Raw genomic sequence first — 21823 nt, forward strand, 5'->3', positions numbered from 1 at the left:
AATAGCCAGTGGTTCAGTGTGTCTTCGGCAGTGGCCAAATCTTCAGCGCATAGGCAAACAGGCTGTCCGCCCGCGACACGATCTCGTCCTCATCCCAGGCATCGTTGTCGTCATAGCGCTGGAAGTGGGTGTTGAGCATCAGCAGGCTGGTGGTGACGATCTCCTGACGCTTCACGGCGAAGGGTTCGTTGCTCAGGGCGGAGTTGAAGGCCTGGGTCACCAGCGTGAGGTTGCCAATACTGTGCAGCAGGCGGTTGCGCTTTTCCTGGTTCTCCGGTGTGTCGTCCGCTAGCGGCCAGTTCGTCTGCCACTTCTGCGGCAACACATGCTCCACGGTCAGGCCATCGGGCAGCACCAGACTCTCCTGCTTGCTGCCGCGCATGGTCAGCTCCAGCGCTTCGAGAACCGCGCGCACCTTGCCGGTATTGCGCCCCTGATAGAGACGGCGGTGGCACCAGTCGCGGGCGAAGGTCTCGTCATCCGGCCAGCACTGGCTTTCGCCCTGAAGGGACAGCAGCTTGCTGCGCAGGGTCGCGGCATCGGTCTTCTGCTCGCGCACCATCTCCGCCAGCAGGCGGTTGAGGAAGGTGCGGTTGTAGCTCTTGGTGGTGTAGCCACAGATAAAGCGGCGCACCAGGTAAGACTCCAGGTCACCGATGGCCTGCAGGAGCTCGGCGGAATCCGGCTTATGGTGCTCCAGCAGGTACAGCACCAGCGGTGTCACCGTGGACACATCCAGCAGCTTCAGGCGCCGGCAGAACAGATCGAAGCGGCTCGCCTGCCCCGGCACCATAAAGGTCTGGAAATACCCCGCCAGGTGCGTGATGCGCGCCAGCTCGCGCTGGGTTTCGCGCGGCTCGTCCTGCCACCAGTCTTTGAACTCGTTGAACACGTGGGCAACCTTCAGGTCCTCGCATTTGCGCATGCCCACGTAGTGATACAGCAACAGATCCAGGCGCGAGTTCTTCAGGCGGCCCTGGCGTTCCTGCTGCTTCCAGAACTTGGCGCCCTTGCCGGTGCTGGTGTCCACCGTCTCGTCGAAGTGCTGCCAGCCCTCGCGGTATAGCTCATCCACGTCCTCGCCGTTACGGGTGGCGTGGAGGAAGATGAAGTTACGAATCAGGTCGCTCGGCAGCAGCGGCGCACCACGGGCATTGAGGGTTTCGAAGATGATCTGCGGATCGTCCTCGTCCTCCAGCTCCAGCGACATGATCTGGAAGCCCTCGCGCAGGGCGGCAAGGAGCGTGTGCCCACGCTCGGCGTCGAGCGGCAACTCGGCGCCAGGCAGTTTTAGCTGGTTGTCCGAATCGATGGAGTTCATCACCACATCCACCACTCGGGTGTCATCGTCAGCCGCGGCCCCCGGCAGCGGGTCGTCGTAGCGCAAGCCGCGCAGGTGGCAGGCCACCATGGCATGGAAGAACAGGTAGGCACGCACCATCGCCGGGCGCTCCTGATGCTGCCGGCCGACCTTGGCCGGGAAGCGCTCGCAGATCTTCTCGACGCTACCCAGCTCGGCCAGGGCCTGCATCACATCGCGGCCGACATTGGTCGGCAGCACCTTGAGCGTGTCGCTGGCCTGACGGTACTTGCCGATATTCTGTGTCAGCGGCTTGAGGTCATAGCTCAGCGCATCGTCACCCAGCGGTGCCACCAGGTCGCGAAACGCCAACAACAGAATCTGCAGGGTGGTGATGCGCTGCTGACCGTCGATCACATCGCGGTTGCCCACCGCATCACTGCTGCCGCCCTTGAGGCTGCCAATCACCACGGTACCGAGAAAGTGCCGGCGCAGCGGCCTGAGCTTACCCGCCCCCACCGCTTGAGCATCGGCCCGATGCTGGACGATGGCCTCCAGGCGGTCGATCAGGTCCTCCCACAGCGGCTGCACCTGCTCGTTCAGCGACCACACATAACCCCGCTGAAAGAGGGGGATCAGATACTGCTGCCGGTCATTAAACAGTTCAGTGACGGTTTTCTTGTCGGGGCGCATGGGACGTCCTTATCAATATTCTTGTGCTTGTCAGGCCACGGCCTGCTCGACCAGGGCATTGGCCAGTTGCTCATGCACCTGGCGGGCCTGATGAAGACGGGCTTTAAGTTGGTCGCAGAACGCCATCAGCTGATCGACTTTGGCGACGATGCGATGTTGTTCCGGGAGCGGAGGTACAGCAATTGGCAAGCTAAGGATCTGCTCGCGCGAAACGTTCTTCATGGAGCTGCTAGTGCCTCCTGCTACCCGGGCATAGTACTGGCGAGCATGTGTGGCACTGTTTACTAAGTTTAAATAATGGGCATCACAAAGTTTTGTCAGCCGCAGCCGTACGATCTTGTCACTTAGCATCAAACGGCTCGGTGTCGAATCCACCACGACACTACGTGCTACGAGCTCCGCAGTGTTGGCACGGGAAACTAGGAAATCGCCTTCTGCAACCTCATGCTCGGGTCGGGCTTCCAAGCTCACTGGAAGCGCCTTGTTTTCCTCGGGGCGGTAAACACCCCATGAAACGGCACTGACTTTCAGAACCCCCCAGTCGTTTCCTTCCCTTGGCCTCGGTTCGCAACTAGGACTCCAACCAGCACCACTTTCAATCACCTGCTCACCCAAGCGGCTCCACTCCCACCCCGTTGCTAGCTCAAACAGCTTCTCTTCCTCAGTGATCTCTGCAAGCTGCTTCTGCTTTCTGATTTTGCCTTCTGCAATCAAAGTCGCCTTTTCCTCGGCAATCCGCTTCAGCAGCTCACTGGCCGGCTCATCGCTCGGATCTTGTGGCACCAGTTTGCCCATCACCGCCAGTTGCAGCAGGGTTTGCTTGAGGGCGTCGATGCTGGATTCGGTGGTGAACAGGGTGTGAAAGTGTTCGGCCAGGCGCTGCCAGCTTTGCGCAAAGTCCTCGGCATCGCGGGCCTGGGTCAGGCTATCCAGCAGCGCCTGCACCAGTTGGGCGTGAGCGCTTTCGGCATCGGCCTGCCGGGCTTCCAATCGGTCGCATAGGGCCATCAGCTCATCGACTTTGGCGACGATGCGGTGTTGTTCGCTCAAGGCGGGAAAAGCAAATGGGTACAAGCGAATCGAACCTAGAGAGACAAATGACTGTACTCCGCCAGCAGATTTTTCTCGCATATCAGCGGCGGCCACCAATAGATAGAGCAGCAAAAAATCTGTGCTGATTTGCCCTGGTGCATACCGCTTTAGGAGGGCAACATTTTTGATGCTGAAGGGAATATCCGTATCCACAACGACCGGATTCCCAATGCTGCCAATCATTGCAAACAAGATATCTCCGCGATCAACCTTTGAACGTGCGGAAATTTTCAGATGATCCTCTTCAGATATGAATTTGACATCATTAAGGTCAAGCTTTCCTGTGGAGAGATTTTTGCTGGTTACCAGCGGGTATCCAGACGGCTGATACTTAGGTGTGTCATGTGTTCCATCTCTTACATCGAATGCATCTTGCAGGCGACACCACGTCCACCCAATCGGCAGCTCAAAAAACTGCTCTTCTTCAGATACTTCTGGCAGTGCCTTCGTTTTCTTGATCTTTCCCTCAGCCACCAACCGCGCCTTTTCCTCAGCAATCCGCTTAAGCAACCCACTAGCCGGCTCATCATTCGGATCTTGCGGCACCAACTTGCCGCGCACCGCCAGCTCCAGAATCAGCTCGCGCAGCTTCTTGATGCCATTCGGTGCACCCGCCAGCAGCGGCAGGTTGTCGGTGAGCAACGCGGTCATACCTGGCGCTCCAGGGCTTCAGCCAGCACGGCCTTGAGCTGGTCGCGCAGCTCGCCGATCTCGCCTTGCAGGGCCGCGTAGTTGCGCAGCAGCTCTTCCGGATCGTGGCTGACCTGCTCGCCCACATGGGGGTTCTTGCAGTCCAGGTTCCAGTTGCGGCCTTGCAGATAGTCGAAGCTGACCTTCCAGGCAAACTCGTTTTCCACCCGCGCGGCAAAGCCATCGGCCTCGCTGCCCCACCAGGCCTCCTCCACCGCGAACTCCTCAATGCGCATGGGCTTTGTCTTGGAGTAGCTCTTGTAGCCGGCCGGGTACTGGTGCTCGTAGAACCACACCTCTTTGGTCGGCGTGCCCTTGGTGAAGAACAGCAGGTTGGTCTTGATGCCGGTGTAGGGGTTGAACACGCCGTTGGGCAGGCGAACGATGGTGTGCAGGTTGCACTCGGTGAGCAGCTTTTCCTTGATGCGGCTCTTGATGCCTTCGCCGAACAGGAAGCCGTCCGGCAACACCACGGCGGCGCGGCCACCGTCTTTGAGCAGGTGCATGATCAGCACTAGGAACAGGTCGGCAGTCTCGCGGGTGCGGAAGGCGGCGGGGAAGTTGGTTTCGATGCCATCTTCTTCCATCCCACCGAACGGCGGGTTGGCGACGATGCAGTCGACTCGCTCGCCCGGCCCCCAGCTGATCAGCGGGCGGCTCAGGGTATTGTCGTGCTTGATCTGGCTGGGCACCTCGATGCCGTGCAGGATCATATTGGTGGTGGCCAGCAGGTGCGGCAGCGGCTTTTTCTCCACGCCGAAGATGCTGGCTTGCAGCACGCGCTCGTCCTCGGCGGTATTCACGTAGCGCTTGCGCTTGTGCTCGATGGTGCAGGTAAGGAAGCCGCCAGTGCCGCAGGCCGGGTCCATGACCTTCTCGTCCAGCTTGGGATCGACCATGCGCACCATAAACTCGGTGACCGGGCGCGGCGTGTAGAACTCACCAGCGTTGCCGGCATTCTGCAGGTCGCGCAGCAACTGCTCGTACATGTCGCCGAAGGCATGACGCTCTTGCGCCTTGTTGAAGTCCACACCCTCCTGGATCTTGTTGATCACCTGGCGGATAAGCTGGCCGGACTTCATGTAGTTGTAGGCATCCTCGAATACGCCACGCACCACGTAGGCGGCTGGAGTGGTGCTGTATTCGTGGAGGTTCTGCAGCTGCGGGAACAGGTTGTTGTCGATGAAGTTCTTCAGCTCGTCACCAGTAATGCCTTCCGGGTCGGCAGCCCAGGTGCGCCAGCGGCAGCTTTCTGGAATCGGCGAGCGATAGGCGTCATCCAGCAGTTCCCACTCCTGCTCGCGGTCATCGAAGATCTTGAGGAACAGCATCCACACGAGCTGGCCAATGCGCTGAGCGTCGCCGTCGACGCCGACGTCCTTGCGCATGATGTCCTGGATGGATTTGATGGTGCTGCTGATGGACATGCTTACTTCCTAAACAGGTGTTCACGGTGCCAAGCCAGATAAGCGCGATGACGCGGCTCAATCTGGCGCAGCCGAAGTTCGGGGGTGATGTTGAGCGCACGGGCGCTGTCGGGGTCGAGATCCTCACCTATCAGAATCTGCCCCTGGTCGTCGAAACTGATCAGACCCTGGTCGAAGGCAAGATCGAGGTTGGGTGTGAGCAGCAGGCCATTGAATGGATCGAGCCGCTCGGCCGGGCTGGCAGCGCGCCAGGGTTTGATATGCGAGGCGCGCAGCAGCTCCGGTACGCTGCAATCGGTCACCGCACAGCCACCCCAGTAGGCCAACAGATCATCGCGATAACCACTCTGACCGACGCGGACCTTGATCAGGGCGTCACGCTCGGTGTCGGTTACTGCCTGGTCTTGCAAGCCACAGTCATTCGGCAAGAGCACGTTGGTATGGCTGGGCTCCTGAGTCGCAGTATCTGACGCCTTACCCAGAAGATGCACCAACAACCGCTCCAGGGCGGCGACGTGCCGAAAGCCAAGATCCAAGCCGTAGGCGATATCAGTAGCCCCACCGTTACGGCGCTTGGGAAAGCCCCGCAGGTTGCTGTTGTGGTAGTAACGCCCATCGCTGCGTTCAACACCGCTGATGGCTAGCAGCTCAGGTAGCTGGCTTTCGTAATCCGGATGCAACACCAACGGTGTCTTTGGCCGAGCTTGAGCGCTGGTGCTTTGTTTGATGAATAACGGCTGAGGCAGCAACGGATGTTCCATACGCAGCACTTTCAGGCCTGATTGCACAGGTCGAGTGAACCCATGGCGCTCTAGCGTCATCATCAGTTGCTGAATTGTCAGCGCGTCACCGCCCACATCTGTGGTCGAACCCTCGTCCCAATTCATAGGCTCGCTCTCAGCCCAACCCAGTTGCTGCAGCGCCTCGACGAGCTCGGGGTACATATGAGCTCGGCTGTGAGACGTACCTGGATCGTCATCAAAACTGGCAAGGACGTACACCAGAAAGCTCGGACGCGGGACGCCCAGGGCATCAGCCAACTTTCCGGCCAAAAGGCCGTACTGCAAATTTGCAGCGCTGTAACCCGGGAACCCCACCAGAGCAGCGAGTTCGGACATGGTGATTGCGTGGCCTGGAGCCTGGGCATGCCCGATGAGCATGCGCCGCTGCTTCTCAGTGATTGCGGGCGCCAAGCTCTGCAATGCCTGCCGGTATTCGTCAGTGCTTACCGGCCTGATAGCTCGGGCAGGCGTAACCGTCGGTGGGCTGTCCATGGCAGAGGCCAAGAAAGTGCGCCACTGCCCCTTGTCCTTAAGCTCCATACTCGGTCCTTAAAACACGCGGATAAGCCGGCCGCCTATCAGGATGCATAGAGCTCACTCTCCAACTCCTGAATCGCCTGCTGATAACCAGGCTTACCGCCAAACGCCCTGACCAACTCAACCGGCGCACCGATCTGGCTGAAAGGATCGAGCTGGAGAATCTTGATGTCTTCGATGTGCTCGATGCCGGTGTCGGCGTACTTATCTAACAAGGCCTCCAGCACCTGGCGGGCGGCACCGGAGTATTTGGCGAAGTAATTGCGTTTTTTCACCTGCTCGGCGCGCTCCCTGCGAGTCAGCGGCGGCTGGTCGAAGGCGATATGGCAGATCAGGTCGAAGGGGTCGAGCGGCTGGCCGCGCTTGGCCTGCACTTCCTCGTCCAGGGCTTCCCACATCACACCTTGAGCGGCGAGTTCGTCGATGATGGCCTTCTTCTGCTCGGCATCCGTCCAGCGGCGCAGGAAGTCATCCAGCGAGGCAAACTGCTTTTTCACGCAGCTGCGGGTGTAGTCGCGCAGCGATTCGGTGATCAGCTTGCCGTCCGGTCCGTAGTACTGCACGCGCTCTGCAATAACGTGGATCGGCACGTTGTCGATCACGTACTTGATGCGCTTTTTGCCCTCTTCGCCGCCATCTGTTTCGTCGCCCTCGGGCAGCCAATCGCCACCGTCAACGATGCCTTCCTCATCCGCCAGAGGACTATCTGGCGGCACGGGCGAGTCATCGCCTTCGGGGCTGTAGATCACCACGGGTTCGCCATCGAATGCAGGATCGGCGAACAGCTCGGTGGCTTTTTTGAAGTCCATGATGGTGAACCAGAACTTGCCGTAGTCCTCGTTGATGCGCGTGCCGCGCCCGATGATCTGCTTGAATTCGGTCATCGACTTGATGTGCTGGTCGAGCACCACGAGCTTGCAGGTCTGGGCATCGACGCCGGTGGTCATCAGCTTGCTGGTTGTGGCGATGACCGGATAGCGCGCCTCCGGGTTGATGAAGTTGTCCAGCTCGGCCTTGCCTTCCTGGTCATCGCCGGTGATGCGCATGACGTACTTGCGATTCTCGGCAATACGCTCAGGATTGAGGTTGACCAGGGCCTGGCGCATGCGCTCGGCGTGGTTGATGTCATCGCAGAAGATGATGGTCTTCTGGAACGGGTCGGTGGCCTTGAGGAACTCGGTGACCTTCTGCGCCACCATCTGGGTACGCGCTTCGATGACCAAATGGCGATCCATATCCTTGAGGTCGTAGATGCGGTCTTCGATCAGCTCGCCGTTCTTGTCGAGCATGCCCTTGGGCGGGCGCCAGCCTTGCAGGTCCTTGTCGAAGTCGATACGCACAACTTTATAGGGGGCGAGGAAGCCGTCCTCGATGCCTTGCTTCAAGGTATAGCTGTACACCGGCTCACCGAAATAGGTGATGCTGGAAACGTCTTTGGTTTCCTTGGGCGTGGCGGTCAGGCCGACGTGAGTGGCGCTGGAGAAGTACTCGAGGATCTCGCGCCAAGCGGAATCTTCCGCGGCGCTGCCACGGTGGCATTCGTCGATCACAACCAGGTCGAAGAAGTCCGGGGAGAACTGCTTGTAGACGTTCTTTTCTTCCTCGGAGCCAGTTACTGCCTGGTACAGCGACAGGTAGATCTCGTAAGACTTCTCGATCTGGCGCTTGGCGATCTTGGTCATCGCCTGGCCGAAGGGCTTGAAGTCGTTGTTCTTGGTCTGGTCGACCAGAATATTGCGGTCAGCGAGGAAGAGGATGCGTTTCTTCTGCTTCGACTTCCACAACCGCCAGATGATCTGAAACGCGGTGTAAGTCTTGCCGGTACCGGTGGCCATCACCAGCAGAACGCGATCCTGACCACGCGCTACGGCCTCAACCGTGCGGTTGATGGCATTCATCTGGTAGTAGCGCGGCATGCGCCCGGAGCCGTCGTCGTAGTAGGGCGCCTCGATCTTTTGCCGAGCGGCGCCATCCAGGCCTTTCCATTGGCAATACCGCTGCCATAGCTCGTCCGGGCTGGGAAACTGGTCGAGCCCTAGCTCGGTTTCAACCTGCGCGCCGGTGCCGCTGCGATCATGGAACAGAAAGCCATCGCCATTGCTGGAAAACACGAACGGCACGTCGAGCGCCTCGGCATAGCCGAGGGCCTGTTGCATGCCGGAGCCGAGCGAGTGCTTGTTATCCTTCGCCTCGATCACGGCAATGGGCAGGTTCTGCTGGTGATAGAGGATGTAGTCAGCTCGACGCGACTCGCCACGGCTGTGCATTTTGCCGCGCACGATAATGCGTCCCTTGGTGAAGCTGACTTCCTCACGTACCTGCTTATGCAAATCCCAGCCAGCGTTACCAATGGCAGGGGAAATGAATTTGCTGCAGATATCACGCTCGGAAAGCGATTTCTTGTCCATGCTCCGGCCTTAAACGAAACCCATGCGCATGCTCAAATCATGAGCATCAGGAGATCGAACCAGATGGCAGTGATAGGCGTCGGAGGACTTCAAAACGTATGTGAACGCTATAAATGGCCTTCCCTGAGGTACTTCGGCCTGCCCTGGTGCGATGCCCGTCACAATATCCATCTGCCACTACCGGGTAAAGATTAAAAGCAATATGCCAACCACCGAGCTGACTCACATCAGCAGCTGAAATGCTCAGTTCCCCTAATGCAATCTGTCACGCTGGCACCCTTACGGGAAATGCTCCTGTAGATCACATCTGCAGGCTGTTCCTTCACGCGAGGTTCAGTTTCGGCAAGATGGCATACCGCATCCGCCATGTTTCAACTTACTGGAATCACGGCTCATGCCAGGCTCTCTAGCCATGGGCGAACGATCACCTTGCGCTCATCCAGACTGAGTGTGGCCACCCCGTCTTTTACCAATGCCTTCCTGTCCCCCGTATGTGGGTTGGTAACGTAAGTGCCGATGCTCGGTAGCGTATTCGGGTTTGCACTCCAACGCAGGTTGAATGCCGCCAGCCTGGGAAACCAGAACTGACTGGCGTATGGCAGGTTGTCGTGAATCCACCAGGCCAGCGGCGTCCAGTCCTTGCGCTCCTCATACCAGGGCAGCAATGCCGGCACCACGATGCAGGCAGTCGCGCCCAGATGCCCTTCAGGGTCCGGATAATCCCATATGTGCTCCGCGTAGTTTTTTTCGTTGGCGGCACAGCTGTACTGGTTGTTGTTCTCGGCCCCTTTAGCGTTGACTGCCGGAGCCCTGTAAGCCGAGCGAATGACGATCCGCCCAAAGCGCTCCTGAAGTGGCTCCAACAGCTGTTCGCAAAGCCCTCGCCCGGCTTCAATGGCGCGATCCGGATAATCCGGAATATTGGGGATGCCCTCGATCTGGCTGATTTCCGAGTAGAGGAAATCGCGCATGAAAAAGTGCTTGGATAGCCGGACGCGCCCCAGCTCTTCTAGGGCCTGTACCGATGATGGCTTATTCATCCTAATGTGCTCCGCTGCGACTCAATATCCATTGCTTCCGGTAAATCAACGCTACCTGTAGATCATCAGCTGTCGTGCCGCATCTGCATAGCTTGCCCCTGAGCAAACTCAAGCTGACGCTTCAACTGCTCGACATGCGCCCTTTCGGCTCGCAGGCCGGCCGTCAGCTCACGTATTTCGTCCTCTTGCTGATGCACCCGCATCTGAAGGTACTCCAGCTTGGTCTGTGAGGCATGCAAGTTGGCACGTGCTTCGCGCTGCTTAAGAATCTGCCAGTACAGCGCAGCTCCGGCACCTTGGACAATTACTAAGCAAACACCTACGACGAGCCACGACACCCCAAGTCCAAACACGCTTCGCTCTCCCTTGCTGGCCCGCCATGTTACGGCGAGCTTGAATGACAGCGCCAAGATATGTAGCTTTAAACGACGTATCTAGAGTGTTTGCCCGTACAGGTAAAGTTTTCGCGCAGATGGAGAGACAATGAAACGCAAACAGGAAATCGAGTCCGTACGCTGGGATCTGGCGCTGCGCTATCGCCTGATCGAGACGGTGGTGTGGTGGGAAGGACGTTTAACCACCGGGCACCTGATGCAGAGCTTCGGTATCAGCCGGCAGCAAGCGTCGAAGGACATCAATTCCTACATCACCGACTACGCGCCGAAGAACCTGGAATACGACAAGCATCTGAAGGGGTATGTGCCGAGCAGCCACTTCAGACCGCTGTTTATAGATGACAGTGCCAGCGCCTATTTGCACCTGCTCAACCAGAACCATGACCGTGCACCACACATCGAGGGCCTGGCATTGGCCTATGCGCACACCGAGGTGCTGCTGGTGCCGGATCGCACGGTACGTCCGGAGCTGCTGCGCCCGCTTCTGCGCGCCTGCCGCGAAGGGCTGCGGCTGGAATGTGAGTACGTGTCTTTCACCACTCCGGACGGCGAAACGCGCCTGATTGCACCACACACACTGATCTACACAGGTATGCGCTGGCATGTGCGGGCGTATTGCGAGAAGAACAGGGATTATCGCGACTTCGTGCTCAGCCGCTTTCGCGGTGTGCCGGAGTTGATGGACGACAAGACCGAAAATACTCGCGAACAAGATCCGGGGTGGAGCACGCGGGCGCAAGTCATCATCGAGCCGGACTCACGCCTGAAACCCGAGCAGCGAACGATTATCGAAGCAGACTACGGTATGCGTGATGGACAACTGGTGATCGAGACCCGAGGCGCGTTGGTGCAGTACGTGTTGCAGCGCTATCAGATCGACCCAACCAAGGTGCATGCCAAGGCAACGGCTCAGCAGATCGTCGTAACCAACCTGGATGAACTGCAGCCCTGGCTGTATCACTGACAAGGAACAAGCGCATCGGCTTTGAGTCGATGCTGCCAGGTAAGGCTATCTCTTAGACCGTCGTACCACCGTAGGCCAGCTTGGCCAGCACGAGCAGTGCAGGCAGCAACAGCGCCAGTGGCAAAAGATCGTTAAGGGTTGGCAGCAAGCTCATAAGAGATCCTCCTGGTCGGTTTTCACCAACCTAGCTAAATCGACCCTACAGCGCGATCTGTCTACTTTTCGCCTGTAAACAATCCGCGCATACCCCAGACACCGGCGACGAACGCACCTTGCCTGTATGGCGGAGCGCTGATTACTGTATATAAATACAGTAATCGAGCAGCCCGTTATGAGCACCGCACTTATCCTCGGCCCGCTGCAGCGCAGCAGGGCAGTCCTTCCCCTCTTTGATGCACGTGTTCCGGCCGGCTTTCCCAGCCCAGCACTGGATCACATGGAACATAAGCTGTCGCTTGATGCTCTGATGGATCTGCAAGCACCGCACACCTATGTGGTTGCCGTGAGCGGTGACAGCATGAGCGGGGCTGGCATCTTCGACGGCGATTATCTGATCGTCAGCCGCGCCATCCCAGCAAAACCGGGCCATGTGGTCGTTGCCTGCTTAAACGGCGATGTCCTGGTAAAGCGCCTGGCACAGAAACAGGGCCAGTACATTCTGCAGTCGGAGAACCCGAATTACTCTCCACGCTACATCCTGGAGCAGGATGAGCTGATGATCTGGGGCGTCGTCACCCATAGCCTGCGCAACCACCTGAACCATGGCTGAGCCGGTCTACGCACTGATTGATTGCAACAGCTTCTATGCCAGCTGCGAGCGCGTCTTTCGCCCCGATCTGCAGCGCACGCCCATCGTGGTACTCAGCAATAACGACGGCTGCGTCATTGCCAGGTCTGCCGATGCCAAACCTTTCGTGAAGATGGGCGCGCTCTTTCACGAGATTCGTGGCGACCTCAAGCGCCACGGCATCGTGGCCTTCAGCAGCAACTACGCACTTTATGGCGACATGAGCGAACGGGTGATGACCCTCCTAGAGGCCCGCTTCCCGAGCGTCGAGATCTACAGCATCGATGAAGCCTTCGCCAATATGACCGGCCTTCCCGAACCTCTGGAGTCGATAGGCCGTCAGGTACAAGCGGAGGTGAAACAGAAAACCGGTATTCCCGTAGGCATTGGCATCGCCACTACCAAGACGCTGGCCAAGCTGGCCAATGCAGCCGCCAAGCGCTGGCAAAAACAGACAGGGGGCGTCGTAGATATTCGCGACTCCGTTCGGCGTGACAAGCTGCTCAAGGCTATGCCGGTTGAAGAGGTCTGGGGTGTAGGCCCGCGGTTGCGCGCGCACCTAGAAGGCATGCAGGTCAGAACGGCCTGGGAACTGGCCCAGATGGACGCCTGGACGCTGCGCAAGCGGTTCAACGTGGTGGTGGAGAAGACCGTGCGAGAACTGCGCGGATTGGCCTGCCTAGAAATTGAGAGCGAGATCGAACCCAAGCAGGAGATCTGCTCCAGTCGCTCCTTCGGTAAACGACTGCGCGAATTAGCCCCTATCCAGGAGGCCGTCGCCGCCTATGCCATGCGCGCCGCCGAAAAACTTCGCAAGCAACAATCACTTTGCCGACAAGTGCGCGTCAGCCTGCGCACGGGGATGTTCAACCCCGCTGAGGTCAAATATGCCAACGGCATCCTCTGCCAATTGCCCTACCCAACCGATGACAGCCGGCTGATTATCCAGGCTGTTCAGACTGGGCTGAAGCAGCTGTACCGCGAGGGTTTCAGCTACGCCAAGGCGCAGGTGCTGCTATTGGATCTCTGTCACAAGAACGAGTACACACCGGATCTGTTCGCCCCAGAGCAGCCCATCAGAACCGAGCGACTGATGAACACCCTGGATGCGATCAACAGCCGCTGGGGGCGGGGCACATTGCAGCCAGGAAGAACGGCCAAGCCTGCGGAGTGGTCAATGCGCAGAGAGTTTCTGTCACCCGCCTACACCACGCGCTGGGCAGAGCTGCTGAGGGTTAGCGCCCGATAAACTCTCTCTCAGCAGGCCGCCTGCAGAGCCTTAGAGCGGGTTTCGCATAACCAGCATGTGTTGCTCGAACCTTCGATAGATCCGCGCCCTTTGCCGGCCTGACCTTCAAAGCCTCGGCCCGCCCGTAACGCTTGTCACCGTAGCGCCCAATAGAGTCCGTCGCCTGGTGCCCCATCACATATGCCATCTCGACTCTAGACATACCTGAGGCCTTCAGATTCGCACCAAACTGGTGGCGAAGCGTGTACATGCTGGGGGGCTTACCCCGCGAGAAAACCTCTTTTGCGGCCTCATGGATCGCCATACGGATTGAGTCCAGACTCCTGGCATCAGAACGAAAGGCCTCCAGTGCGTTACAGGCGAGCTGGCAGAAATCTTTGTCAGCCTCAAGCACGCGATCAGCGCCACGCAGTCCACCGTGGCTATGTTTGGCGCCGAGAATGCTAATACTCGTGCCCTCAATACTTAAAACTCAGCTCGCATGGACGCGCCCCAGTCATACTGATCAACATTAGTGCGCCAGCCTCAACCCCCAGCCCCTTGGCTAAAAGCGCCCTCACCCAGCTAGCGAAATCGTCATCTGAAATTCTCTGCCTGCGCGCCTGCTTGCGCTTGCGAGGCAAGCCCAGAACGGTAACCGGGTTGCGCGTCCGATTGACCTCCTGCGCAATCCAAAAATGCCCCCTGAGCTTCTGGTCCAGGACCAATGCATTACGCAACCGCCTGAAGTAGTCCGGCCGGTACTCGGGGGCAGCACGCAGCAGCGCGCCGATGATGCGGAACTCATCCAACTCATCCAGCGCCGAGACAGGGATTTCTGGAAAGCGTGTCGTATAGAAGTGGGTAGCCAGTGAGCGGTAAGCGGTCTGAGTATCGGTGTTCATGCTGATTTTTCTTTTTATGTGTACGAACGATCTCGCACATAACCAGCATGCCTAATGAGAAAAAGCTATCGCAATAGACGAATCAATTATTTTTGCATAACGAAGATCGGATGAACGTCAAGGCAGACAGCCTTGTCCTGAGCGGACATAGGTTCGTTGATTGAAGACGAAACCCATCGCGCAGTTGAGACAACGGCTGCTATCGCCTGTGGATTCAACAAAGGCGACGCGTGCATGAACCGAGGCGGACAGCCGAATATCGGCTAGATACCCGCGACAGGATTTGACGCTATGACTGGGTATTGTCTTCTACATCCGCCTGATAAAAGGATACTCGGCGAATGAGAAAGGGCCTGACCCATTGCTGCCACCACTGTGACTGGCAGCAGACGTTGTTGCTCGACGGTGAGGGCATGCGAGAGTGCTTCGATCACTGCCCTCGATGCCGCTCGCCTGGCCTTCTTGTACGTCGGGCAACCCGCCTAGAGACCCTAGCAGCCAGTGCCGCTCACTCGGGCACAACCGTTGCCTACCGCAAGCATGGCAAATTGCCATTGAAAGGGGTAGATTCGCCAGATAAGTGGCGCCAACAAAATCCATTCCATTTCAATACGACAGGGAAGTAACTATGTCCGAAGCAAAGGACACTCTCCTGAGGCTCATCGCTCTGCTGCGCCTGATCCCGCGAGAACCAGGCAGCATTGCGACCACAACCCTGCTGGAGAAGCTCAAGGATGATGGCTTCTCGGTAAGCCTGCGCACAGTCCAGCGCGACCTTGACCGACTCTCTATCCCGTTTGCCCTACAGCGTGACGAGAGCTCCCCGTCATTTCGCTGGAGCCTGTCGGAGAATGCGCCTATCGATTTGTCGGCCATGGATACTCCCACGGCACTGGCGCTATACCTCGCGGAAAGTCACCTGCAGACACTGCTCCCGCAGAGTGTGCTGGATCAACTCGGCCCCCAATTCCGCATGGCCCGCAACTACCTCGACAATCTGGAAAATAACGGCCTGGCGCACTGGGCGCGTAAGGTTCGAGCGATTCCCAACGGCAAGTCCCTGCAGACCGCACAGATTGCCCCATACGTCTGGGATAAAACTTCTACAGCCCTACTGGAACGTAAACAGCTGCAGATCAGCTACCTAAGTCGAAGCAAAACCGAGCTGAAGCAACTGCTGATTCACCCCGCCGGCTTAGTTTCCCGCCACGCCATCAGTTACCTGATTGGCAGCGTCGATGGCTACGACGACCTGCGCCAATTCGCCCTGCACCGCATTCAGCAGGCCGAGTGCCTGGACGCCCCGGCTCGCGTCCGTGACGACTTCGAGATCGACCACTACATCCGCCAGGATCTCAACACCGCCACAACCATTGAGCAGGTGGAGCTGGTCGCCTACATTTCCCCGCAGATCGCCTGGCTGCTCGGCGAAACTCCACTGAGCACCGAACAAAGCCTGGAGCCACTGGACGGCAGCGACTGGCACCACCTAAGGGCCAAGGTGCCGAATGACCAGGAAACTATGTGGTGGGTGTTTAGCTTGGGGGAGAACGTGCGGGTGAGTGAGCCAAAGCACTGGGCCACTGCAATCCGGGAGAGAGCCTCCCGCCTCAGGGCACTCTACGAGCAAGGAATACCCTCTCAAGTGCTAGCCTCGAATGTGTAAGGAGCGTTTCGTATGCTGAAAACTCAAAACATCTATCTGAACTATCTAGATGCGGTGGAACGGCTGATCGTTGAGACCCCTCTGTCAGTCGACGAGCTAGGGCAGTTAAAGGAGGACGTGCGCCACACCGAGCTGCTGATTCCGGTAATAGGTGCTTTCAGCGCCGGCAAGAGCAGTTTGATTAACGCGTTTATTGGCGAAGACGTTCTTGGCGTTGGTCTCACTCCTGAAACAGAGCTGGCCACCGAACTTCGTTACAGCAGCGACCCGCACTTGTTGGCCCTACGCCCGGACGGCAGCAGCGAGCGCCTTAGCGTCAGCGCCCTGAGTACCTTGAAGAGCCGCGCCGATGAGTTCACTCATGTGCAGCTGTACCTGGACAACCCACAACTCAAAGCACTTCCTTCTCTGGTACTGGTGGACATGCCAGGCTTCGGCTCTTCGCTGGCCAACCACAACAAAGCCATCGCCTATTACCTACCACGTGGCGTGCATTTCATCGTCGTAACTAGCGTCGAGGACGGCAACATTACCCAGTCGATGCTCCGCCAATTGGATGACCTGCAGACCTACGGCCGTGACTTCACCTTCCTGCTGAACAAGGTCAACCTGCGTTCGGATGAACAGGTGCAAGCCGTGGCTGAACTGGTCGATGACCAGATCCGCAGCAACTTCGTCGCTTCACGCTCCGTGATTAGGGTTGGTCTCGACGGCGACCTGCGCCTGAAGGAAGTGCTGACCCACCTCCAGCCCGAGCAGATCCTGCGCCAGGTATTCGAGGACAGGCTCAAAGACCTGACACACTCACTACTGAGCCAGATCAACCTCGCCCTGACCTCGTTGAAGAAAGATCAGACTGAAAACCAGCATGCCTTGAGCGAACTGGCCAAAGGTATTCGTCAAATCGAACGCAAGCGCGACGATATGCTGGAAGATCTACGCGACCAGCAACTGGACCGTACCGTGGATCGCTGTTTGAAAACGGTGGGGCGCGAGTTGGACAATGTTGAGTCGGAACTGGTGAGTGCGGGCCTAGCCGGCAATCAGGAAGCTTTCTCACGCATCATTTCCGAGGTGGTACGCAGCTCGATGACCCGTTCCATCAAGGATCAGATGGACACCCTCAGCCGGTCGGTGGTGGCTGATTTTGCCCAAGCCGTGGGCGATCTAGGCAAGAGCATGGGCCAATTCAACAACGAACAGAATTGGCTCGGTCAACTCACCGACCGAATCAACCGCAGCCTGCAGAAAACCGGTGAAACCCTGGGCCACTGGAGCGGCTCGCTGGCCGAGCGTAATGCTCTGGAACTGGAACGCCTGAAAAAGGAAAGCAAGTGGGAAGAGGGTCAGCCCTTGCCACGGGTGACCTATCAGGGTCTCGCCACTGTGTTGGCAGTTACCACGTCGGTGGTTAACCCGCTAATCGAGTTGGCAATCATCTTTCTGCCGAGCATCCTGGCGTTCATCAACGAAGGTCGCCAGCGCGAGCAACTGCGCCAGAAAGTAATCACCGAAGTCATTCCCTCGGTGAAACGTGAACTTCGGGATCGCCTGCCCGCCTTGCTAAATGAACAGATAGACGCTCTGGTGACCCAGGTGAGCAGCGAATTCGAACGAGAGATCAGCGAGAAGCAGAGTCTGATTGATGAGCTGGCGAGCAATCGCCAGCAGAACGCCCAGGCCGCCGAACAACAGGTCGAGCACCTGACCCGGGTCAGGGAAGCGCTACAGAAACTGGCCTCCGATACCCTTTACGAGTTGCAAGCATGAATGCACAGGGCGTAATCCAACTGAACCAGCGCCTCCATCAATGGATGGAGCAATACAGCCCAGAGCTGGAAAAAGATATCGCCCAGTGGCTGCGCAAACATGCGATCGGCCCAACCGACGACCTTGCCCGCTCGTTCAGCCTGCTGGACGAAGAGCACCGTTTACTGCAGATAGGTGTGGTGGGGCGGGTCAAGGCCGGCAAGTCGTCGCTGCTAAATGCCCTAGTGTTCGACGGCCACGCGATTCTGCCACGGGCCGCCACGCCGATGACCGCGGCCCTGACCACCTTGACCTATGGCGAGACCTTTTCCGCCCATGTGCAGTTCTACGATGCCGCCGACCGGGCCAATATCGAACAGAACGCCGCACGCTATCGGCAACGCTTCAAGGAAGAGGAAGCCCGGGCCGCCGACACCTTGCGCCAACGTCGCCAGCGCAACGGGCAACACGTCGAAGATGAACAGTTCCGGGCCGACGTGCACAAGGCTGCCCGTCGTGCCTTGCAGGGTGAGCACACGCTGGTGGCCGCCCACGACCAATGGCAGAGCATCTGTGAGTGCAACCTTGACCTCAACACCCTCGACAGCTTAGGGCAGCTAGAAGCAGCGGACGCGACTTCACTGGCCAGGCAGCTGGATGAATACGTCGCAACGGGGGGCGCCTACATGCCACTGACCAAGAGCGTCGACATCTTTCTGCCCCTGCCCTCGCTGCGCAACATCAGGATCATCGACACGCCGGGTCTGAACGATCCGGTACAGTCCCGCGAGGAGCGCACCACCGTGCTGCTCAAGGATTGCGATGTGGTGTTCATCGTTAGCCCTGCCGGCCAGTTCCTAAGCGAGCAGGACATCGAGATGATGAGCCGCATTACCCAGAAAGAGGGGGTGCAGGAGCTGGTGCTGATCGCCAGCCAGGTCGACAACCAGCTGTATGGTAGCGACATCCGTCAACCCACCCTGAATGGCGCGCTGGACAAAATCACTGAAACCCTCAGCGCCCACATGATCGACACCCTGCAGCGCTTGAAGATTCAGCACCCAGAAATCGGCGGAACCTTCGATGGCCTTATCCAGAATGGTGCCGGCAAGGTGCTGCACACCTCGGGCATGTGCCACAGCCTATCAGTCCGCTTCGACCAACAGCAGGGCTGGGATAGTAGCGAGCGCAAGGCCTGGGACAACCTGCAGTCCAACTACCCGGACTTCTTCACGCCCGACCACATCGAACGCTGCCGCGCCAACCTCGACCTACTGGCGAACACCGCCACCCTACGGGACGTGCTGGAAAACGTTCGCGCTCAGAAAGACCGTATCATTGAGCAACGCCGGGAAGAGCTGATTCGCGCCAAATCGGCGGCACTTGAAGCATTTCGTGCTGACCTGCTGGCCTTCACACAGGCCAAGTACCACGAAGTTCGCAACGCTGATATTGACGATCTGAAGGCTCAGCGGCGCAAGCTGGATAGCCTGATGACGGTGGCCACCTACGAACTGGATAGCATGCTCGCCAAGTGCATCGCCGAGTTCCAGGGCAAACTGAAGAAAGAGCTCTCCAAGAAGCTGGACTCTGCTTATGGCAGCACCGGCTCGGCCGTTGACTCCGCTGCCACTGAAACCCACAGGGAGGAGGAAGTGGTGCGCGACAGCTTGGCTGCCAAGTTCGCCAACTGGGCGTGGGGAGGAGGTAAAGAAACCCGAACCTATACCGAGTTCAAGTTGTACTGGCGCAAGGCGTACAACGAGTTGGAGCAATTCGCAGAGGATGTAGCGCAAAACCTCAAGAGCACGAGCGAGGCTCTCACCAATCAGTTTCGCGAGCAACTGGTCCAGGAGTCGACAGGCGTTGCGAGGCGCCACCTGGGCGACGACCTAGATGTCGCCCTGATCATACGTACCAATCAGGGCCTGGTTTCCAACTTCAAACTTCCGGCATTCGAGCTGGACACCCGTGAGTTGCGTAAGCTCAAACGTACTGGCACTCACCTGAGCGGTTCAGAAGCCCGCGAGTACCTCGACGAAGCCCAGCACCGCCTGGATGAGTTCAAAGGAGAGGCCAGCCAGCAGATTCGTCAATTGATCGGCGAAGTCAAACATGCGCTGCCTTCCTCCTATGGCAATGCCTTCTTCCAGAGTATGCAGGAGCGTATCACCCAGTTGGAGGAACAAGTCGAGAACACCCTCCTCACCCTTGACCGCCTGCAACGCATGGCTAAGGCGCTGGACGCCCTATGATCACCGATCTATTTCCTGCAACGCTGCTCACGCAACTGGAAAAGCTCAGCCGTTTTTTCGTGTGGCGCCGCAAATCGTTGCACGACAGTATCGCCGAAGCGCTGCAATCAGCGGATGCTCGTCACGACGCGATGACCCAGGCGTACCAAAACACCCTCGCGCGTCTGGAGGCACTAATCCAGACCCATGCTCAACTGACCGAACAGCAAACCTGCACCAACTCCGAACTTGAAAGTACGAGACAGTCCCTGCTCGCTGCACAACACTCGTTTGAGCAGTCTCAGGTCAAGCAGCGGCATGACCAAGAGCAAGCCAAACTCAGCTTCGATGCCTTGTCGACTCGCCACGAACAACTGATTCAGGAGTGCAGAAACGTTGAGGCGGCCCGCCTGGCTCTCGAGCAACAACTGGAGCAGACTCGTCAGGAGCTGCACGAGCGCACTCAGGCATTGGAATTGCTGCAACAGCGTTTTACGCAGCACCAGCAAACTCATGCTGAGCTAGCGGATGCCTTCCAGGAACTACAGGAACGCCATGGCGATACCTGGACCCGCTTCCAGCTTATCTCCCGGTTACTGGCTGCACGCCCACAGGAAAGTGCTGGCCTCACCCGCTTCCGAGAACTGCTGGCCACCGACTACATGGCTTTTGCGGAAAAGGAGTCATCACTGGCCGCCGAAGCCAAAGCCCTGACCCTGCTGCAGTCGATTGAACAGGAGCTAGCGTTGCTGGTGAGCTTTCCTGACATACGCGAGCGAACCATCGTCGGCATCGTCGGTGGGTTCAGCAGCGGTAAGTCAGAGTTCATCAACAGTTTTATCGATGACCCACAGGTACGTCTGGCCGTCGGACTGAAGCCTGTTACAGCCATTCCAAGCTACGTACTGGCTGCCGATGAGCGCATGATTCGCGGTTACTCAGCTAGCGGAGGGCATATCGATCTTGACGTCGACTTCTACAAAAATGTGTCCCATGCCTTCATCAGCTCGTTCAGCTTCGACCTCAAGAGTTTGATGCCTTTCATGTGTGTTGGCGTGCAGATGAGGCCTGAATCCTTTAGCAATATCTGCTTTATCGACACCCCTGGCTACAACCCGCCGTCAACAGCAGCCGAGCACAGCCATGGAGATAGACGCACCGCCGTACAATTTTCCCAGCAAGCTGACTCGATCATCTGGCTCATCGGGCTGGATTCTAATGGCACCGTGCCGGACTCAGATCTGGAGTTCATCCAACAGATCGGTGTGGAAGGGCGTTCGATGTATGTCGTACTTACCAAGGCGGACCTCAAGGCCGAAGAGGACATCGACGACATCCTAGAAGAGGTGCAGAACCGCCTTGACGATGAGGGCATACAGATTGACGGTATCAGCGCCTATAGCTCTACCCTGCGCGAAGAGGTCGCCTACCGTAACGAACCACTGCTAGAGCATTTTGCTCGCATCAACCGCCCAGGGAATGCCCGGAAAAGCCTTGAAAGACGTCTTAGCGAAGTGTTTGCCATGTATGACGAAGCTATCCAAGCGGATATTGCCGCTCTACACGCGCAAAAGGTTGCGATCAACAGACTCCGCCTGGACTGCTTGGAATTCGGCGGCCAAGAGGTCTACGAACGAATGCGTGACTCTATCGATAAGCTCACACACAGCATAAACAGGTCACCGGTTAAAGAAGAAGTTGCGCGCGACAGCATCACGGGCGGGCTCTCCAAGCTTTTGGCCACATTCTTTCGCAGTTCTGCCACGTGGGGGGCGGACGCGAAAGAGACCCTTATCGATGTAGACACATCACAGCCTGAAGCCTGGCTAAAAGAGTCTCGAAGGCTGCATGAGGCTTTCAGCGAGGCGATCCAGCAAACCGCCGCAGCCGTTGAGACCTAAGATCTCCGTCTCCACCACCATCGAC

The 21823-nt window shown here is 58.0% G+C and carries 15 protein-coding genes; 7 read left to right on the forward strand and 8 right to left on the reverse strand.

The window, feature by feature from the left end:
• Positions 1 to 13: 13 nt before the first annotated feature.
• The 7 genes from LE197_RS18715 to LE197_RS18745 all read right to left on the reverse strand — a co-directional run bounded on the left by LE197_RS18715 (position 14) and on the right by LE197_RS18745 (position 10379).
• Positions 14 to 1993, reverse strand: coding sequence for a DUF262 domain-containing protein (locus LE197_RS18715; RefSeq protein WP_226033681.1), 1980 nt, complete (start codon positions 1991 to 1993; stop codon positions 14 to 16).
• A gap of 30 nt (positions 1994 to 2023) precedes the next feature.
• Positions 2024 to 3736, reverse strand: coding sequence for a restriction endonuclease subunit S (locus LE197_RS18720; RefSeq protein WP_226033682.1), 1713 nt, complete (start codon positions 3734 to 3736; stop codon positions 2024 to 2026).
• Entirely contained in the window at positions 3733 to 5202 is a 1470-nt protein-coding gene (locus tag LE197_RS18725; RefSeq protein ID WP_226033683.1) for a type I restriction-modification system subunit M, read from the reverse strand. The genes LE197_RS18720 and LE197_RS18725 overlap by 4 nt, the downstream gene beginning before the upstream one ends.
• 2 nt (positions 5203 to 5204) lie before the next feature.
• Complete coding sequence (locus tag LE197_RS18730; RefSeq protein ID WP_226033684.1) at positions 5205 to 6524, reverse strand: HNH endonuclease; 1320 nt, start codon at positions 6522 to 6524, stop codon at positions 5205 to 5207.
• 38 nt (positions 6525 to 6562) lie between these two features.
• Complete coding sequence (gene hsdR, locus LE197_RS18735; RefSeq protein WP_216891512.1) at positions 6563 to 8929, reverse strand: EcoAI/FtnUII family type I restriction enzme subunit R; 2367 nt, start codon at positions 8927 to 8929, stop codon at positions 6563 to 6565.
• A gap of 392 nt (positions 8930 to 9321) precedes the next feature.
• On the reverse strand, positions 9322 to 9969 hold the full coding sequence (locus LE197_RS18740; RefSeq protein WP_012077900.1) for a hypothetical protein: 648 nt from the start codon (positions 9967 to 9969) through the stop codon (positions 9322 to 9324).
• A gap of 65 nt (positions 9970 to 10034) precedes the next feature.
• The gene (locus tag LE197_RS18745; protein WP_226033685.1) at positions 10035 to 10379 is read right to left on the reverse strand and encodes a hypothetical protein; all 345 of its coding nucleotides are present in this window, start codon (positions 10377 to 10379) and stop codon (positions 10035 to 10037) included.
• A gap of 73 nt (positions 10380 to 10452) precedes the next feature.
• Between LE197_RS18745 and LE197_RS18750 the strand changes: the two genes are divergently transcribed.
• The 3 genes from LE197_RS18750 to umuC all read left to right on the forward strand — a co-directional run bounded on the left by LE197_RS18750 (position 10453) and on the right by umuC (position 13364).
• On the forward strand, positions 10453 to 11328 hold the full coding sequence (locus LE197_RS18750) for a WYL domain-containing protein (protein ID WP_033987503.1): 876 nt from the start codon (positions 10453 to 10455) through the stop codon (positions 11326 to 11328).
• Between the two features lie 331 nt (positions 11329 to 11659).
• Positions 11660 to 12097, forward strand: a complete 438-nt coding sequence (locus tag LE197_RS18755; RefSeq protein WP_033987504.1) for a LexA family protein — start codon at positions 11660 to 11662, stop codon at positions 12095 to 12097.
• Entirely contained in the window at positions 12090 to 13364 is a 1275-nt protein-coding gene (gene umuC, locus LE197_RS18760; protein ID WP_226033686.1) for a translesion error-prone DNA polymerase V subunit UmuC, read from the forward strand. The genes LE197_RS18755 and umuC overlap by 8 nt, the downstream gene beginning before the upstream one ends.
• Before the next feature lie 458 nt (positions 13365 to 13822).
• On the opposite strand, the gene LE197_RS18765 is transcribed toward umuC, so the two are convergent.
• Positions 13823 to 14248 carry a hypothetical protein gene (locus LE197_RS18765; RefSeq protein WP_226033687.1) on the reverse strand — a complete coding sequence of 142 codons (426 nt, stop codon included), beginning with the start codon at positions 14246 to 14248 and terminating at the stop codon, positions 13823 to 13825.
• 628 nt (positions 14249 to 14876) lie between these two features.
• Here LE197_RS18765 and LE197_RS18770 point away from each other — a divergent pair.
• Genes LE197_RS18770 through LE197_RS18785 form a run of 4 tightly spaced genes read left to right on the forward strand, consistent with a single transcriptional unit; the run spans position 14877 to position 21798 of the window.
• Complete coding sequence (locus tag LE197_RS18770) at positions 14877 to 15914, forward strand: helix-turn-helix transcriptional regulator (protein ID WP_034030846.1); 1038 nt, start codon at positions 14877 to 14879, stop codon at positions 15912 to 15914.
• A gap of 12 nt (positions 15915 to 15926) precedes the next feature.
• A complete protein-coding gene (locus tag LE197_RS18775) occupies positions 15927 to 17684 on the forward strand; it encodes a dynamin family protein (RefSeq protein WP_034030845.1) in 1758 nt (585 codons plus the stop codon).
• Positions 17681 to 19918 (forward strand): dynamin family protein, encoded by a 2238-nt coding sequence (locus LE197_RS18780; RefSeq protein WP_034030844.1) that lies wholly within the window; start codon positions 17681 to 17683, stop codon positions 19916 to 19918. The genes LE197_RS18775 and LE197_RS18780 overlap by 4 nt, the downstream gene beginning before the upstream one ends.
• On the forward strand, positions 19915 to 21798 hold the full coding sequence (locus tag LE197_RS18785) for a dynamin family protein (RefSeq protein ID WP_052168379.1): 1884 nt from the start codon (positions 19915 to 19917) through the stop codon (positions 21796 to 21798). Before LE197_RS18780 ends, LE197_RS18785 begins: the two co-directional genes overlap by 4 nt.
• Positions 21799 to 21823: the final 25 nt, after the last annotated feature.

The sequence above is a fragment of the Pseudomonas sp. PS1(2021) genome (assembly GCF_020405165.1).
Lineage (GTDB): Bacteria > Pseudomonadota > Gammaproteobacteria > Pseudomonadales > Pseudomonadaceae > Pseudomonas > Pseudomonas aeruginosa.